Source organism: Aquimarina sp. 433 (genome assembly GCF_054054605.1).
Genome location: NZ_JBSWZK010000002.1, coordinates 472015 through 491046, shown reverse-complemented (window position 1 = coordinate 491046; position 19032 = coordinate 472015). Strand labels below are relative to the sequence as shown.

The following is a 19032-nucleotide window of genomic DNA, read 5'->3' as shown; positions in this document are numbered from 1 at the left end:
GATCAAGTTGTTTTCAATTACAAATGAAAAGAGAGCATTTTTTATTAGATTTAGGAAAACAAACAAAAATGTCAATGGGTTTTGACGAGGAAGATGCTACGTATAATTTAAAAAAATTATACCGGTCTGAATATATCAACTGGATCATCTTCAGTGTACTATTATTCTATTCTTGTGTAAACTGTCTTACAGCACAAGAAAAATCTGAGCATTTTAATTTCGTAAGTGTCAAAGATGGTGTATCTAAAATAGCAGTTCCAGTAATTAATCAGGATCAGAATGGTTTTATCTGGATCGGAACCGCAGGAGCTGGAATCAAGAGATATGATGGAATTGACTATGTATCCTACAAACACAATCTAAAAGACACCACATCCTTAAGAGGTAGTTTTATTTATTGTTCGTATGTAGATAAAAAGAATAGACTTTGGGTTGGATCTGAAAATGGTTTAGACCTTTATGATCGGGAACGGGATCATTTTATCAGAATCAAAATACTAAAGCAGTTAAGAGAATTACAGCAAGCTAGTATTGCAATCAGCAGTATTGTTGAGGATGTAGAAGGAAATTTATTTGTTGGAACTTTCGAAACAGGCTTGATTAAGTTAGATCCTGAAACGAAAACAGTAGAACGAATTAAGAACGTAAACCTCGATAAAGGAAGTCTATTAGATATTAATGACCTAAAAGTAGACCAGAAAGGAAATTTATATGCGGCAACTAATTACGGTTTAAGAAAATATGATCCCGTTTCAAATACCTTAGGTCTGGCTACTTTTGAAACAGAAAATGGGAAAGCATCTATTGAAACACCTTTGCAAAAACTTCTTTTTGCTGCTGATGATATTTGGCTAGGATCTATATCAGATGGTGTCTATAATATCAATAGTGTTAACTCAAATCGATTTACAATTCAGAATTTTCTTTTTTCAAAAAAGAAAATCTTATCGATGATTACCAATTCCGATGGTACTATTCTTATCGGTACCGAAAATGACGGATTATTTCATATAACTGACAAAGGTGTCATCATTAAAAATTATCTTTTTGACAAGAACAATGAAAATAGTATTCGATCAAATTCTATATGGTCTCTGTATTTGGATCGTAATGAAAGGATATGGTTGGGATATTATAATAAGGGTATAGCAGTTTATGATAAATTGTACGATAAGTTTAAAAATATCGAAAGTCTTACCAGTAATCCTAACTCTTTAGAGTCAGGATCTGTAACAGGAATTGTTCAGGATGCCTCAGGTCTATTTTGGATTGGTACCGATGGTGGCGGAATAGATGTTTATAACCCTAAGACACAGAAGTTTATTCATATTAATAAGATCAATACCAAAGACTATTCGAACCTAACTTCCTATGATATTCAGACTATTTTTATTGATAGCAAAGAAAATGTATGGGCAGGTAGTTGGAGTGGTGGTCTTTTTTTACTCAAAAAAGGAACAACTAGATTTATTAATTATACCATAGAAAATACAAATGGAGATCTCTCATCTAATAGTATTATAAGTTTTGCAGAAGATAAAGATGGTATTATATGGATAGGTACTTTTTTTGGCGGTTTGATGTCATATAATCCATCTACTTCCAAGTTTATACATCATAATTCGGTTGGATTTACAACCTATGGAATTCATACTAGTGACATTCGTAAAGTGTTGGTTGACTCCAATAACAATCTTTGGATCGGGGCAACCAACGGTTTGTATATAGCTAATAAAAAGGATGATGGTCATTTATCTGTACGATTCTTAGGTGGTAATATGAAGAATGCTAACCAAAATGCAACCAACATTAACCATATCTTATCTATTTACGAAGCTTCAGATGGTTCCGTTTGGTTTGGAACAAGAGGTGGAGGATTATGTAGATACGATCCAATAAAGTATAGTTTTACTTGGTATGACGAATTATATGGATTGGAAGATGAAAATGTTTCTGCTATTATAGAAGATCAGAATAATAATATCTGGACAAGTGGGAATACAGGAATTCATAAATTAGATCTTAATAATGGAAACATTACTGATTATAATATTAACGATGGATTATTATCGAATGATTTTAATTTTAATGCAGCATTTATAGACAAACAAGGAACTATTTATTTTGGAAATTATGATGGTATCGATTATTTCAACCCAGAACGTATAGAGACCAATAATAGTTCTACAGAATTACATCTTACCGATTTTAAGTTATTTAATAAAAAGGTAAATCTTAATGATCCTGAATCGCCATTGACTAAGGTAATTTCCGAAACAGATAGTATATCGTTAAGTAATGAGCAGTCAGTTTTTACCATAGAATATACAGGAATTAATTATACACGTCCAGAAAAAAATACTTACGCTTATTATCTAGAAGGATTAGCAGATGATTCTTGGAATTATGTGGGTAATATGAGAAGTGCTACTTATACAAACCTAGATCCAGGTGATTATACTTTTAATTTAAAAGTTGCTAATAATGATGGGCAGTGGAGTGAAAAACCTTTACAACTGTATATAAAAATCTTACCTCCTTGGTGGAAAACTAATATTGCTTTATTATCATATATTTTACTGTTCTTACTAGGGATTTACATACTTAATAAAGTTACCCAAAATAGGATTAAAGAAAAACAGCAAATAAAATACGAAAGAGAAAAAAGAGCTAAAGAAGAGGAGTTAAATAATAAGAAGCTACAGTTTTTCACCAACATATCTCATGAGTTTAGAACTCCTTTAACGCTTATCATTAATCCGATAGAAGATATACTTAAAAACGAAAAACTAAATCTTCCTAAAGAAGTCACCGAAAAACATTTGGTAATCCATAAAAATACAGATCGATTATATCGATTAATAAATGAATTAATGGATTATAGAAAATTAGAGGTTAATAAACTAAATGTTAAGGCAAGGAAAGTTGATATCATAGCGTTCATTAGAGATATAGTAAGCTATTTTGTAATTGAAGCTTCACATAAAGAAATAACGCTCGATGTTCAAAAAGAAGTTAATGAGCTTACTGCATGGGTAGATGTTGGCATGCTCGAAAAAATTGTTTTTAACCTGTTGTCTAATGCATTTAAGGTAACTCCAGAAGGAGGTAAGATTACAGTTGGAATCAAAAAATCGGGGCAACTGCTTTTGGATAATCTTGATAATAACATCTCTAACGAAAGTTTTCAGATCAGTATTTCCGATACTGGACCAGGACTTAAAAAGGAACAAGTAGATAAAATATTTGAGCGATTTTATCAGGTTGATAACTTAAACAAGTGGTATTATGGAGGTACAGGAATTGGTTTAGAGGTAGTAAGAAGTTTTGTAGAATTACACAAAGGTAAGATCGATGTAGATAGTGTAGTAAATGAAGGAACTACTTTCGCGGTAACCTTACCACTAGGTAAATCACATTTTAAGGAAAGTGAAGTGGTATCTGAAGAAGAAGATTCGGAAGTATTGCTAAAAACTAAGTTCATAAGTCATGTTCATAATCAGAACTTAGAAGAGCAAATAGAAGAGGAACAAAAATCCAATAGATTACTTATTGTAGAAGACAATACAGAATTAAGAAATTATCTTAAAACCGAATTGAGTAATCACTATAAAGTTTATGAAGCTAAAAACGGAAATGAAGGTCTGGAAATAGCTAAGAAAGAGGCGCCAGATATTATCATTACAGATGTAATTATGCCCGAAATGGATGGGTTTGAATTTTGTTCCAGGATAAAAAAAGATATAAAAACGAGTCATATTCCTATACTTATGCTTACTGCTAAAACTATGGAAGATGATAAATTAAAAGGTATAGAATCTGGTGCAGATGTTTATCTAAACAAACCATTTGATATGAGGGTGTTGAAATCATATCTAACACAAATGCTTACCATTCGACAAATACTTTTTAATAAATATTTTGGAGATATCAGCGATGCAGAAATTAATGAGCATAATACATCATTAGATAAGGAGTTTATTCAGAAAGTCTTAAATCATATTTATGAAAATCTGAGTGATCCTAATTTAAGCGTAGAGTCCTTATCATCGGAATTACATCTTAGTAGAAGTCAGTTTTACAGAAAAATAAAAACACTTACTGGACAGACAGCGAATCAGTTTTTAAGAAACATAAGGCTACAAAAGTCAAAGGAGATTTTAGAAAGCGGTTCTACTAATGTTAGCGAAGTTTGTTATAAAGTAGGTTTCTCTTCTCCCTCCTATTTTACAAAATGTTTCAAAGCACAGTTTGGAATATTACCTACAGAAGTTAGTGTGAATGAAGAGTAATCTTACTTCAAAATACCGCTAACATTACCCTAAGTCTTTACTATTTCCTGGATTTCATTTTTGTTGAGATATTTTTAATACAACTACTCGCTATTTATCAATACATCAAAAAAGAGAATCAAAACTTCCTTTCTTGATAATTTCCTTCATCATAGAAGCCATACACTATAACGATTGAGGCAAAAATTACTTAGAATGTTGTAAAACAGGCGTTTTAGAAGCAAAATGCAACAAATGTTTTAGTATATGCTTTATATGTACTACTGTTTTTTTGATACTGTACATAAATTGTTAAAAATTTATTAATTGTTTAATCAGGATGAGAAAGAAATACTCTAACATTAAAATTCTAGCCGAGATATTCTTGATAGTAGTGGTGTTGGGATTGTTTGTTTTTATCCTTGATTTAATCTCATGAAAAACAATCTGTTTAATAGGTAATAATGACAAACACGAATTCCAGAAAAATATTTAAAAAACTTTATAAGATTAATAACCTACTTATAGTATGTATACTTCTTCAATTAAGTATAAGTTGTGGTACGAAGAAAGAGGATGAAAAGGAGTATAAATATAAGGACCCTAAATTATCTACAAGCGAAAGAGTAAATGATTTAATCAGTCATATGACACTTTCAGAGAAAGTATCACAGATGCGATATGACGCTCCTGCTATAGAACGTTTGGGGGTTCCTGCTTATAATTGGTGGAACGAATGTTTGCATGGAGTAGCTAGAGCGGGAAAAGCGACTGTTTTTCCTCAGGCAATTGGGATGGGAGCAACTTGGGATGCACCATTATTATTTGATGTGGGTACGGTGATTTCTGATGAGGCAAGGGCTAAACATCATCGATTTATTAAAGAAGATAGAAGAGGTATTTACCAAGGATTGACTTTTTGGACTCCTAACATCAATATTTTTAGAGATCCAAGATGGGGAAGAGGTCAGGAGACCTATGGAGAAGATCCTTATCTCACCAGTAGAATGGGAGTTAATTTCATAAAAGGCTTACAAGGCGATGACCCAAATTACCTTAAAGTGGTGGCAACAGCAAAACATTTTGCAGTGCATAGCGGTCCAGAAAAATCAAGACACGAAGACAATTACCATACATCTGATCGAGATCTGAAAGAAACGTATTTGCCTGCTTTCGAAGCTGCAATTAAAGAAGCAAATGTACAATCGGTAATGTGTGCATATAATAGGTATAGAGATGAAGCTTGTTGTGGAAGTAATTTATTATTAAATGATATACTTCGAAAAGAGTGGGGGTTTGATGGTTATGTGGTTTCGGATTGTTGGGCAATCAACGATTTTTGGGAGCCAAATAAGCATGAATTAGTCGAAACCCCTGCTGAGGCTTCTGCTCTGGCAGTAAATAGAGGAACTGATCTTAATTGTGGAGATGTATTCGACCCTAACCTAAACGATGCTGTGCTTCAGGGTTTAGTAGATGAAGATAAAGTAGATCGAGCATTAGCCAGGTTAATGGAAGCAAGATTTAAACTAGGAATGTTTGATCCCCAAGAAATAGTGCCTTGGTCAAAAATATCGTATGATGTTGTGTGTAGCGAAAAGCACTATCAGTTATCTGAAAAAACGGCAAGAGAATCTATGGTGTTATTAAAAAATGACAATAACACCCTTCCCTTAAAAAAAGATATTAAATCAATTGCAGTAATAGGACCTAATGCAAATGCAAAACAAGTTCTACTAGGAAATTATCATGGAACTCCTTTAAATAATATTACACCCTTAAAAGCGATTCAAGATAAACTTCCAAATGCACAAATAAACTATGCTAGTGGAAGTCATATAGCAAAAGGTTGGCCTTTATTACAACCGATACCATCATCGGTACTTAAGAATGGTGACACTAATGGATTAAAAGGAGAATATTTTGATAACAAGGAATGGAAAGGAACCCCTAAGGTAACTCGAAATGACAGTATTGTCAACTTTATATGGGTGTCCACAAAACCATTCGAAAATGCTACATCTGATAATTTCTCTGTAAGATGGACAGGAAAAATTGTTCCAGAAGAAAGTGGAAACTATAGAGTAGGATTAAGAGCTAGTAGTGCTGGTAAATTGTATGTAAACGATTCATTGAAAGTTGATTTTAAAGATGATCACGAACCTAAAATGAAGTATTTGGATATGAACATGGTAGCAGGAGAATCTTATGATATAAAAATCGACTATTATAATTATCATACAGATCCACAGGCACAGCTAGTTTGGGCCAAATTAGATCAAGACCTTTTGGCTCCGGCAATAGCAGCAGCAAAAAAATCAGAAGTTGTTGTGTTATGTCTTGGACTATCTCCGGATATTGAAGGAGAAGAAATGCCGGTAGTCTTAGAAGGTTTTGATAAAGGTGACAGATCAGAAATTTCACTTCCAAAATCTCAGATAAATTTAATGAAAGAGATCCATGCATTAGGAAAGCCAACGGTGTTAGTACTGATGAATGGTAGTGCACTTGCTATTAATTGGGCAGATGAAAATATCCCAGCCATTCTCGAAGCATGGTATCCTGGAGAGTTTGGAGGTAAAGCTATAGCAGATGTCTTGTTCGGAGATTATAATCCTGCAGGAAGACTTCCTGTAACCTTTTACAAATCTGCCGAAGATCTTCCAGATTTCAAATCTTATGATATGACCAATAGAACCTATAAGTATTTTAAAGGAGAGCCTTTATACCCATTCGGGCACGGTTTGTCTTATACCAACTTTACATATGCTAACGTAGGAATTCCAGAAACAATCAAAGCAAATGAAGATATTAATGTAACTGTACAGGTTACAAATGCAGGAGAGATGATGGGAGATGAGGTGGTTCAATTATATATCTCACATAATGATAAGGAGTATAAAGGAGCAGCGCACTCTTTAATTGGATTTCAACGAATCAATCTTAAAGCCGGAGAAACCAAAAAAGTAAGTTTTACGGTTACTCCTAAACAGTATGCTTGGATTACTACCGACGGACAAGAACAAATTAAATCAGGAGATATTCAATTACATATTGGAGGAAAACAACCAAGTGATCTTGGTAAAACAAAAACAAGTACAACACAAATCTTAACGAAAACATTAAAAATTAAAAGTTAAAGAAAACTTAAAATTTAACGTAATTATCAGAATATTCTTACTAATTTTAAGTGTGTTCTGGTTTTAAAAGTAAGTATAACCTTAATAAATTATATATGATAAAACTTAAACTCGCAATTATTGCATTGTTTATAATTGGGACACAGCATGTTTTTTCGCAAGAAAAAAGTGTGATTAGTGGTACAATCACTGATCAATCTGGTTTGCCCCTGCCAGGAGTTAACGTTTCGGTCAAAAACACCAATAAAGGTGTATTAACAGACTTTGACGGTAATTATGAAATCACAGGAATATCAATAGGAGATATTTTGGTGTTTTCCTATGTTGGGATGCAAACAATAGAAAAAATTGTTGTGCAACAAGAGAAAATTGATGTCGTAATGATTCAAGAAACTACCGATTTAGAACAGGTCGTAGTTATTGGTTATGGACAGAGTAGAAAAAAAGACCTTACTTCTGCAGTAGCCACAATTAGTGCAGATGTTTTAGAAAAACAAACTGTTACGAATATAGACCAGGGAATTCAAGGTTTAGTATCAGGAGTAACAGTAACAAGAAGTACAGGAAGACCAGGAGGAGCTGTATCCGTAAGAATACGTGGTACAACTTCGGTTACAGGATCTAACGAGCCATTATATATAATTGATGGAGTAAACGTTCAGAATTCTGAAGATAATTCCTTTAATTTTTCCCGTTTTGGAGGAACAGGAGGGCAAACCGCTTTGAGCCCTTTATCAGCATTGAACCCGAATGATATCGAATCGATTACAGTATTAAAAGATGCTTCTGCTGCTGCAATCTATGGTGCACAGTCTTCTAATGGTGTGGTTCTGATTACTACCAAAAGAGGAAAAACAGGGAAAGCCAAAATAAGCTATGAAACCTATGGAGGGATTCAGACGGCTCCTAAATTATTGGATATGATGAATCTTAGAGAATTCGCAGCATATTCGAATGAGGTTAGACAATCACCATCAACGAATTTGCCACCAGCACCACAATTTGAAGATCCAAGTATTTTAGGAGATGGAACAAATTGGCAAAGAGCTATTTTTAGAGCAGCACCAATAATTAATCATCAGTTATCGATCTCTGGAGGAAAAGAAAAAACAAAATTCTATGCTTCAGCGAATTATTTTGATCAGGAAGGTATTGTAATTAACTCAGGTCTTAGAAGATTTGGATTACGACTAAACTTAGATTATAAGTATAATGATTGGATCAAGTTTGGACATAACATCAACCTAAGTAGTTCATTAGAGCAAATTGGATTAAATGACTCGCGAAATGGTACTATTATAAATGCATTAAGACAAACTCCTGATGTGCCTGTTAGAAATCCTGATGGAAGCTTCGGTTCTCCAGAAAATGGTTTAGGTAATACAGGAGCATTAAATCCAGTAGCTGCCTCTGAAATCAGAAATAGTACGCTAGAAAGATTTAAAATGAATGGAAATATTTATTTAGATCTTAAATTAGCTAACAATCTTAAGTTCAGAACAGATTTAGGGTATGACTACAATACTGCTAAAACACAAAGTTTCTTCCCTACTTTTGATTTTGGATCGCTTTCTAACGGGTTGAACTCTTCTTTTAGAGCAGCCAATGAAGGCTTATACTATCTATTCAAAAATTACTTAACCTATACTCCTAGTATTGGAAATCATAACTTTGATATTCTACTAGGAACAGAAGCTCAGAAAACGCAATTCCAAGGATTATCAGGACAAAGATCTAATTTTCCTAGTAATGATGTTCCTGGTTTAAATACTGGAGATGCTGAAACATCCTTATCAGAATCATTTGAAGGTGCAGCTTCTCTCCTATCTTATTTTGGTAGAATTAATTATGATTATAATTCAAAGTATTTACTTTCAGCTTCCTTACGATATGATGGTTCTTCAAAATTTGGACCTAATAACAGATGGGGATTATTTCCATCAGTGTCAGCTGCATGGGTAGTAAGCGATGAACCTTTTATGGAGAGTATTTCTAGCGCTTGGAGTTATTTCAAGATTAGAGCTGGATATGGAACCAGTGGAAACCAGGATATAAATAACTTTCTATATCTAAGTTTTCTTAGAAACCAAAATACTGCACTCGGAAGTGGATTTAGTTTAGCTAATTTTAATAATCCTAATGTTGCATGGGAATCCTTAATCTCTCCTAACTTAGGAGTAGAACTTGGTTTCTTGGATAACAATATTAGATTGGATGTAGATGTATATAGAAAAACATCTAAAGATTTCTTAGCTACCAGACCTATACCAGGTTTCTTAGGGAGTTTAAATACCTTATCCTTTATAGGAGTGAATGCACCAGTAGAGAACTTTGGTGAGATGATCAATGATGGTATTGATGTTACCTTGAACACAAAGAATATTACGAATGAAAAATTTAGTTGGGATACAAACATTGTATTCAGTTTATATCGTAATGAGATCACAGAATTATCAGGAGAAAATGATGCGATTATTGGAACATTACAAGATGAAGAAATAATTGCGAATCTAACAAGATCAGAAGTAGGACAGCCTATCGGAATGTTCTATGGTTTTGTAACCGATGGATTATTTAGAGATATTGATGATTTGACGGGAACGGATCCTGCGGCTATTCCTGCAGAAAGTTCGGTAGACGAAGCGAATGGTACCTGGTTAGGAGATGTACGATTTAAAGATTTAAATGGTGATGGAGTGATTGATGATAATGATAGAACATTTATTGGAAATCCACATCCAGATTTTACCTTTAGTATGACCAATAATTTCCGATATGGAATGTTTGATTTATCAGTATTCTTACAGGGAACCTATGGTAACGACATTTATAACTATACTAGAACATATATCGAAGGAGTTAACCGATTCAATGCAAATCAGGCAACTTCAGTAATTGATAGATATAGTGCAACCAATACGGATGGAAGTTTACCAAGATACTCTGATGGAGATAAAAACGGAAATAATAGAGTATCAGATAGATTTATAGAAGACGGTTCTTATCTAAGAATCCAGAGTATCACTTTGGGATGTACATTACCTAAAGACACCTTTGGAGAAAAAATTAAGTTTTTCGATCAGATAAGAGTATATACAACAATCCAAAATTTATACACATTTACGAATTACTCAGGATACGATCCTGAAGTAGGATCACTAAATCAAAGTGCTTTATTCAAGGGTATAGATTTCGGAAGATATCCCGTTCCAAGAACAATGACTCTTGGACTTAATGTACAATTTTAATAAGAAAAAGAAAATAATATGTTTAGTATGAAAAGTATAAAGAGAATTTTTACATATGCTATTGTATTGACCTTTCTCTCATCTTGTGGTGATGATTTTTTAGAAATAGATGTTGTTGATTCTATTACCGAGGATAATTTTTATCAAACAGATGAGCAATTATTAGCAGGAGCTAATTCCCTGTATGGACAATCCTTTTTTACAACAAATGATAAGTTTATGTATTCGTTGGATATGTTAGCGGGTAACTCGATTGGTTTTGAATCAGATGCTCCATGGAGATTGTTCTCTGTGGGAGTAAATAACGGAGTGTTATTAGAAGGTTGGGAAGGTTTCTACAAAGGAATTGCTGATGCCAATCAATTATTAAAAGTAGTAAGTCAGCCATTAAGCGAAGAAATTTCTGATGATGTCAGAAATCAGGTAGAAGGTGAAGCGCGATTTGTGCGAGCTTTTTCTTATTTCTACTTAGTGCGTTTATGGGGAGAAATTCCGGTGATCGATGAGGTAACTTCAGATACTTCTTCGTTGTATCCTTTAAACACAGTTTCTAGTATTTACGCTTTTATAGAAAATGATCTACAAAAAGCTGCCGAATTATTACCTACAAGTTCAGCAGGATCAATAAGAGTAGGAAAAACGGCGGCGTGGTCTTATTTGGCAGAGATGTATTTAACCCTAAAAGATTATGATAAGGCTAGAGACTATGCTCAGATGGTTATAGATAGTGGAATACATAGTCTACAACCTAATTATCAAGATCAATTTATAAATCCATCTGCAAGTGTAAATGGAGAAGGGATTTATCGATGGGTTTGGACATCTATCAATGGATTATGGGGTATTCAGAATACCAATCAAGCATATCTTATCGCTAGTGATGATGTAATTGGAAATGATGGATCTTTTGGTTCTGTATCTCCAAGTATCGATTTGTTTCAATCCTTTGATAAAGTTACCGATGCAGGAGAAGAAGATCTCCGAAGACAATGGATTATTTGCGAACCAGGAAGATTCTATCCTGAATTATTAACGAGTCAAGGAGGATGGACATTCCCAGAAAACGGAGATGATTCTGCGACAAGATTACGCTATAGAAAATATGTTGTAGGATCACTAGATGAGCATCCAGACGTGTTTTTTATGAGAACTAATATGAGTACTCAATTAATGAGATATGCGGATGTGTTATTAATATATGCAGAAGCAATTATGGGTAATGCTGATTCCACTGGAGATGCTGCTGCAGTCGATGCTTTTAATCAAATAAGAAGAAGAGCTGGATTATCCGAAAAAGGAATGATTACAAGAGAATCACTTATGGATGAAAGAAGAATCGAATTTGCTTTTGAAGCAGGTAAATTCTGGTTGGATTTAGTAAGAATGGATAGATCGACTGCAAGATCAATTATTAGTAGTCAGGATAGAGGAACAGTGAATACCTTAGTTCCGTTTAATGTAGAGTCATTGTTTATAGACAGTATCGATGATGATGACTTTTTACTACCAATTCCATCTGCAGAGTTATCGTTTATAGATACAGCGAGTCCTGCAGTAGACTATGTAATTAATGACTAATAAATAAGTAATGATGAAAAAAAATAAAGAAATGATGTATATCAAGAAGTTACTTGTTTTGTGCTCAGCAGTTAGCTTATTGGTATGTATATCATCCTGTGGAGATGATAACGGAGATGGACTTCAATTCGGAGATCCACAAATAGTAAATATAGTATCACTGGGAGATGAGCCCGCCATCAATGAAGGATTTCCTGCAGAACTAGTAAGAGTAGAAGGTACTGGATTGAATGATATGAAGGAAATTATCTTCGATGGAACAGTGAACACCTTTTTTAACTCTACATTAAATTCTAGCGTAGCATTATTTTTTAATGTTCCGTTTGATGCTGATCAGGGGAGTCGTTTTGGAAATCAAACCGTAACCTTTACAAACCTTTATGGAGAATCTGTTTCTACAGAGTTTACTATTAAGCAACCAGCTCCTACCTTAACGGTAGCGGACACATTTTCACCATCAAAAGGAGAAGCAGGTGTAGAAATGAGGGCATTTGGAAATTGGTTTTTTAATGTAGAAGATGTACTTATTGATGGAGAATCGGTAGGTGATTTTACCGTGGTTTCTCCACAGGAAATCTTATTTACCTTTCCTGAAGGAAAAACAGAAACTACAGAATTTACAGTAGTTACAGCGGGAGGAATGGTTTCTAAAGATTTACCAATCGTTGGTGGAGTTGTACAGATCTTATTCAGTGATTTTGACGGAAACGGAGTACCAAACATTAATAATGATTATAATGCAGATTGGTTTAGTTATGGTGATCATAGATTCGAGATTAGCAACGGTTTAGGAGTAGATGGAAGCGGTGGAGCAGAACTTGTTTGGGATGATACAGGCACAGACGGTTTTACAGGAAGTGGTCATCAAGAAGTAGCACCGGTTACTACCTCAACAGATTCTGAAAATGCTTTTGTTGTTCTCGATATTAATGGAGATGATTATCCAGGAACTGTTATGGAATTTATTTTAAAAGATGCAACTACAGACAACTGGATTTTTAAAGTTCCTCTAACAGGATCAGGATGGCAAACACTAAGATTAAGACTATCCGATTTTGGTTTCGGCTTCGATGTCAATAATCAAAGTATGGGAGATCCAAATCCCGCTACTCTAGTGGCTATAAGAATGCAAATTAGTCATGAGGGAGATACAGGAGTAGTACCATCAGGGTATAGATACGATAATCTTAGATTAGAGGTACTGGAGCTAGACTAAAGCCCTTTTCAAAATAATATAACAGTAACGCATGTCCGGAGGAATCATATATAATTTAATAGGTCTTACTCCTCTGGATATGTGTTCTATAAAATAATTACTATGAGAATAGAAAAAGTATATACTAAGGTTTTCTATGCCTTAATTTTTATAGCACTGATGAACTTTGCAGCTTGTTCTGATGATGATAATACGTTAAGTTTTTCAGCAATCCCGCCAGTAGCAGAAGAAGCTTCTGAAATCAATTTTACGAGTTTTACAGCTAATTGGAGCAATGTGTTTTTGGCTAGTGGGTATGAGCTGGATGTAGCTACAGATCCTAATTTTGGATCTTTTGTTCAGGGATACGAGAGTTTAGCAGTAAATCAGTTATTTCAGGATATATCAGGTTTATCCTTAAATACCCAATATTACTACAGAGTAAGAGCAATTGTAAATGGTGAAGTTTCAGAAAATTCTAATACCATAAGCGTAGAAACTAATGAAGAGTTTCCAGAGGATGTAACGCTAAAATCAGCTACCGAAAATAATTTCTTTGTCGGTGTAGCAGTATCAGAAGCCAGAACAAACATCACTGCTTATGATGAGCTTTACACCACAGAATTTAGTAGTATTACTGCTGAAAATGATATGAAAATGGCCTCTATTTTTACTGGAATAGATGGCTCAGGGAATATTATTTACGATTGGAGTAAAATTGATGCGTTAATCGATTATGCAGAAGCTAATAATCTAAATGTACATGGACATACCTTAATATGGCATAGAAGTATTCCTGCAGCTTTAGAGAATTTTACAGGAACAGATCAAGAGTTCGAGGACCTAATTGAGCAGTATATTACAGATGTGTTTACAAGATATCAAGGTAGAATTAATTCTTGGGATGTTGTAAATGAAGCAATCGATGATGATGCGAGTATTCAATGGAGAAATACATTGTTCTTGCAGCGAATGGGTGATAATTATGTAGAGAAGTGTTTTGCTTTTGCTAGAGCGGCAGATCCGAATGTAAAATTGTTTTACAACGATTACAATATGACCTTCGATGGCACAAAAAGAGGAAAAGTACTAGATATGGTAGATGATTTATTAGCAAGCGATCTTATCGATGGTGTTGGATATCAAATGCATATTGATTATAACTTCCCAACCAAAGAGGAAATACAACAAGCTACGGATGAATTAGTAGCAAAAGATGTATTAGTTCATTTTGCGGAGTTAGATGTAAAACTTAATGCAGCGAATGATCTAACAGATCTTACTGAAGAACGATCTCAGGCGCAAAGACAGAGAGTACGAGAAGTAGTGGAGATTTTTAATGCGATTCCGCAGAATAAAAAATATGCCATTACTGTTTGGGGATTAAAGGATGATGATACATGGTTAATTCCAGAGAATAATGGAAGACCAGAATGGCCTCTTTTATTCGATGAATCCTTTGAAAGAAAACCTGCTTATTTAGGATTTTTAGAAGGACTATAACACGCACATATATATCCTTAAAACCAAGGAAACCCTGTAAATTAATATAGTTTACAGGGTTTCTTTTTTTTAAATAATCTAAAACAAAATAATAGCTTAGAACGAAATAAAAAGGTATATGCATTATTAGGATACAGAGAAACAATAGTAAAATCAGTAAAAATTTTAACGAAAACGTTTTCGTTAAAAAACACTAAATTTTCCATCAAAAAATAACATAATAAATATCTGAATATCAGATATTTGCGTTGTCTGTCAGCAAGATTAATAGATAAGAACCTCTTGTTACTTCCTCAATTTTTTAACGCTTTTTATAAGGATTTGATTGTCAGGTAATTGTTTGAAAGAAAATATAATAGTTTTAGGTCAACTAATTATCTAAAACACAAACTTCTTATGAAAACAATTACAACTAATCTATTCACATTATTGTTGCTCTGTGTTATGGTGGTATCAGGACAAGTCACAGTTCAGATCGAAGATCTAAATGTTGGTGGTCCTTATGCCGGAGCTATCGATACACCATTTAATGGAGTTGCTTTTTATGGCAATGGAGATAAAGCAGAAGGCACCGTAAATCTTTCCACACTTCCCGGTTTGTATCGTGTAGAAATTACAGGAGCTTCTTCCAATAACAATGAAGCTAGGATCGATCTAATGCTTGCCGGAAATAGTTTAGGCTCATTTGGTTTTTCGGGAACCTCAACGTCCACCAGCACAAAAGAGATCACTATATCAGGTACAAATCCTGTTGCATTGACATTAGAATTAACCACAGATAATGGATCTAACGATACCTTTTTGGATCAGATCACTTTTACTTTTTTAGGATCTCCACCACCACCAAGATCAGCTCCTGTAATTCCATCAGTACCATCGTTTGAATCTGGGGTCTATAGAAATATGTTTGTAGAATCCGGAAAAACTGAAGCTGCTGTAGCACAGAAAATGAATGCTATTTGGGATCAATATTTTGTTAATGGCGATAGTAACAATGAACGACTTTATTACGAAGTAGGAAATGATATGGCCTATATATTAGACACAGGAAATAATGATATTCGTTCTGAAGGAATGTCTTATGGAATGATGATCTGTGTACAATTAGGTAAAAAAACTGAGTTTGATAACCTATGGCGTTTTGCCAAAAGATATAGTCAGCATCCCGCAGGTACTCAAAGAGAAGGTTTATTTTCCTGGCAATTAAACAGAACTAATTTTTCTATGATTGACCAGAATTCTGCACCAGATGGAGAAGAGTATTTTGTAACTGCTTTGTTTTTTGCAGATAGACTTTGGGGTAGTACAGGAGGTATTAATTACCGAGCAGAAGCAAATTATATTTTAGATAGTATGCTAAACAAACCAGTGCCAAGTACAGGATCTTGTCCAACAGGTCTGGTAGATTTAGACGAGCGACAAATAGTATTTGGAATTTGTGGTAATTCAGCCAGTTTTACAGATCCATCGTATCACCTTCCAGCTTTTTATGAAATATGGGCATTAGAAGCAGACAATAACAATCAATTATGGGCAGAGATGGCCAATGTAAGTAGGACATATTTACTGCCTAGAGCGGCACATCCACAAACAGGATTAATGCCTGATTATTCAGAGTTTGATGGTACACCAGTAAACCAAGGAAACCATGGTAATTTTGAGTTCGATGCCTGGAGAAATATTATGAATATGGGATTTGACTTTGCCTGGTTTCAGAAAAGTAAGAATAGTATTCAGCCGTTGATTGATAATCAGATTGATTTCTTTAAAGATAAACCAGGATATAGCTCCTTATGGACTTTGGATGGATCTTTTAGTAGAAATAATGATCATTCTCCAGGATTGGTGGCATGTAATGCTGTAGGAGCGTTGGCATTAGAAGATGCAAAAGTATGGCCTTTTATCGATGAGTTTTTTGATACCCCTATTCCAGCAGGTCAATATAGATACTACGACGGGTTATTATATATGATGAGTTTTATGCACTTATCAGGAAACTTTAAAGCTTTTTCTGATGGTATTGATATTCCCGATTGTAATGGTACTCCGTTTCCCACTGCAACCGTTAGTGCTACAAATGAGACAACGCTAGGCGCAAATGACGGAAAAATTACCTTTATGTTCTCCGATGTTTCTGGGAGAAGTGCTATAGAGTTTAGTAACGATGGCGGTACAACATATCCATTACAAGTTAATGACAATGAAGGATCTGCAACATTTAATGATCTTTCTCCAGGTAATTATAACGTATGGGTACGTTGGGGTAACAATGATTGTCCTACTAATTTAGGAAGTGTAGTGATTGCCGAAGGGGATTCGGTAGATCCAATACAGACACCTTTTACAAGCCATAGCATTCCAGGAATCATTGAGGCAGAAGATTATGATAACGGAGGACAGGGAATTGCTTATAATGATGCCGATGCTAGTAATAATGGAGGACAAGGAAGAACGAATGAAGGAGTAGATATACAAAATACCAGCGATACCAATGGAGGTACTAATGTAGGCTGGACTGCTAATGGAGAATGGTTAGAGTATACTATTGGTAGTATTAGTACGGGAACTTATGATATTGTTTTAAGAGTAGCCAGTACCCAAAGTAATACGAAATCAATTGCGCTAAAATTAGGAACATCTGTTTTAGGATCTGCCCAAATCCCAAATACCAATGGATGGCAATCTTGGCAGGATGTTATCATACCTAATGTAGAAATCACCAATGGAAATGCAAATCAGGTTTTACGATTAGATATATCCGGAGGATTGTACAATGTAAATTGGATAAAATTTCAAGCATCTGATAATTCTGGAGGAGGTACTACTTGCGACAAAATAGAAGCAGAGGATCATGTAGAGAATTTTTATCAGCTGACCAATACAAATGGAGTAATGACCAATATTGGTTATTCGCATTGGTTAAAGTTTGATAATGTAAATGTATCAGACGGTAAGTTTACCTTCAGATATTCCAAAGGGAATAACGAAAATGGGTATATGAAAATTAGACTCGATAACAATCAGGAGAGCAATACCATTGCCGAGATCTACCCAGAAGGTACCGGAAGTTGGAATACTTATGTAGAGAAGACTGTTGATGTCTCTGCCTCGGGTAATCATGTAGTATATCTGTATTTTCATAATGCAAGCAGGAATATTCAATTAGATTGGATCAGTTTCGCTTCGGGATGTGATCAGCGAGCAGCAGATGAAACGATTGTAAAAGATGAAGCAGTCACAGTACAAGTGTATCCTAACCCAAGCAAGGGAACCGTAAATCTACAGTTATCCAAATATAATGGTATCAGAAATATTACACTATTTGATATTTCAGGCAGAACCATACGAAGTATATCTGATATTCAACAAACGGAATACAGTTTCAATAATCTTAGCAAAGGTGTCTATATCATTAAGGTGAATAATAAGCAAAAGCCTATTGTTAAGAAGGTCATTGTTCATTAATAGAGAAACTATTATAGCACGGATTCAAACAGTCATAAATTTATTTTTATGACTGTTTGTTTTTTAAGAGTCTTATGGCGGATAAGAAACTAATACCATTTCATATGAGAATTGGTATTTGATATGAGCGTATCATTTTTTACTTCAAAGAATACTCCTTTTTAGTTGATCTCTTTTTGCATATTTCAGCGACAAAACGAATGGTAAATATTTGTTAAACAAATTTATATGTAGCATTTCTCGATGCTTCTTATTTTTAAATCTAATGCAATTATTGTATTTTTGTTTAATGTAAAATGAAAAGTATTAAACAAAATGAAAGAAGGATTAGAAGAATTATGTACTGTTGTAATAGGAAAAAAAGGACTAGAGGATAGTTACACGTTTTACAAAAACGGGATGATACGACATAGTTATGATAAAAATATTTTCAATTACGGTCTTATGGAATGGGTGCAGCCTGGAGAGATAAACAATATCATAAAAAGAAGGATCATCAAAAACTGCAGAAATAAGTACAAAAGGAATATCCGTAGAATTTTAGATTTCAATCTTAGAATGAACTAGTATTCTGAGAGGGACGTTGCTTCCCGTTGCTTATTTGTAGATCTAAAACCAATTAAAAATAAAAA

At 34.2% G+C, this 19032-nt stretch carries 8 protein-coding genes; all 8 read left to right on the top strand.

The features are described from left to right. The first annotated feature begins 23 nt into the window (after window positions 1-23). The 8 genes from ACWNT5_RS06225 (at window position 24) to ACWNT5_RS06190 (ending at window position 18967) form a co-directional block, all read left to right on the top strand. Entirely contained in the window at window positions 24-4292 is a 4269-nt protein-coding gene (locus tag ACWNT5_RS06225; RefSeq protein ID WP_456516906.1) for a two-component regulator propeller domain-containing protein, read from the top strand. 443 nt (window positions 4293-4735) lie between these two features. Then, window positions 4736-7411 carry a glycoside hydrolase family 3 C-terminal domain-containing protein gene (locus tag ACWNT5_RS06220; protein WP_456516905.1) on the top strand — a complete coding sequence of 892 codons (2676 nt, stop codon included), beginning with the start codon at window positions 4736-4738 and terminating at the stop codon, window positions 7409-7411. A 95-nt stretch (window positions 7412-7506) separates the two neighbouring features. Further along, window positions 7507-10659, top strand: a complete 3153-nt coding sequence (locus ACWNT5_RS06215) for a SusC/RagA family TonB-linked outer membrane protein (RefSeq protein WP_299609915.1) — start codon at window positions 7507-7509, stop codon at window positions 10657-10659. A gap of 27 nt (window positions 10660-10686) precedes the next feature. Continuing rightward, a complete protein-coding gene (locus ACWNT5_RS06210) occupies window positions 10687-12237 on the top strand; it encodes a RagB/SusD family nutrient uptake outer membrane protein (protein ID WP_299900156.1) in 1551 nt (516 codons plus the stop codon). 13 nt (window positions 12238-12250) lie between these two features. Further along, window positions 12251-13453: a hypothetical protein gene (locus ACWNT5_RS06205; RefSeq protein WP_299609919.1), complete on the top strand. Its 1203-nt coding sequence runs from the start codon at window positions 12251-12253 to the stop codon at window positions 13451-13453. Between the two features lie 102 nt (window positions 13454-13555). Continuing rightward, complete coding sequence (locus ACWNT5_RS06200; RefSeq protein WP_456516904.1) at window positions 13556-14935, top strand: endo-1,4-beta-xylanase; 1380 nt, start codon at window positions 13556-13558, stop codon at window positions 14933-14935. A 396-nt stretch (window positions 14936-15331) separates the two neighbouring features. After that, window positions 15332-18400 carry a glycosyl hydrolase family 8 gene (locus tag ACWNT5_RS06195; protein ID WP_456516903.1) on the top strand — a complete coding sequence of 1023 codons (3069 nt, stop codon included), beginning with the start codon at window positions 15332-15334 and terminating at the stop codon, window positions 18398-18400. 315 nt (window positions 18401-18715) lie between these two features. Beyond that, entirely contained in the window at window positions 18716-18967 is a 252-nt protein-coding gene (locus tag ACWNT5_RS06190) for a hypothetical protein (RefSeq protein WP_299900145.1), read from the top strand. Window positions 18968-19032: the final 65 nt, after the last annotated feature.

Excerpts from the sequence above, each read along its gene's own strand:
- ACWNT5_RS06225 (WP_456516906.1), top strand. The coding sequence starts at position 24 with ATGAAAAGAGAGCATTTTTTATTAGATTTAGGAAAACAAACAAAAATG.
- ACWNT5_RS06220 (WP_456516905.1), top strand. The coding sequence starts at position 4,736 with ATGACAAACACGAATTCCAGAAAAATATTTAAAAAACTTTATAAGATT.
- ACWNT5_RS06215 (WP_299609915.1), top strand. The coding sequence starts at position 7,507 with ATGATAAAACTTAAACTCGCAATTATTGCATTGTTTATAATTGGGACA.
- ACWNT5_RS06210 (WP_299900156.1), top strand. The coding sequence starts at position 10,687 with ATGAAAAGTATAAAGAGAATTTTTACATATGCTATTGTATTGACCTTT.
- ACWNT5_RS06205 (WP_299609919.1), top strand. The coding sequence starts at position 12,251 with ATGAAAAAAAATAAAGAAATGATGTATATCAAGAAGTTACTTGTTTTG.
- ACWNT5_RS06200 (WP_456516904.1), top strand. The coding sequence starts at position 13,556 with ATGAGAATAGAAAAAGTATATACTAAGGTTTTCTATGCCTTAATTTTT.
- ACWNT5_RS06195 (WP_456516903.1), top strand. The coding sequence starts at position 15,332 with ATGAAAACAATTACAACTAATCTATTCACATTATTGTTGCTCTGTGTT.
- ACWNT5_RS06190 (WP_299900145.1), top strand. The coding sequence starts at position 18,716 with ATGAAAGAAGGATTAGAAGAATTATGTACTGTTGTAATAGGAAAAAAA.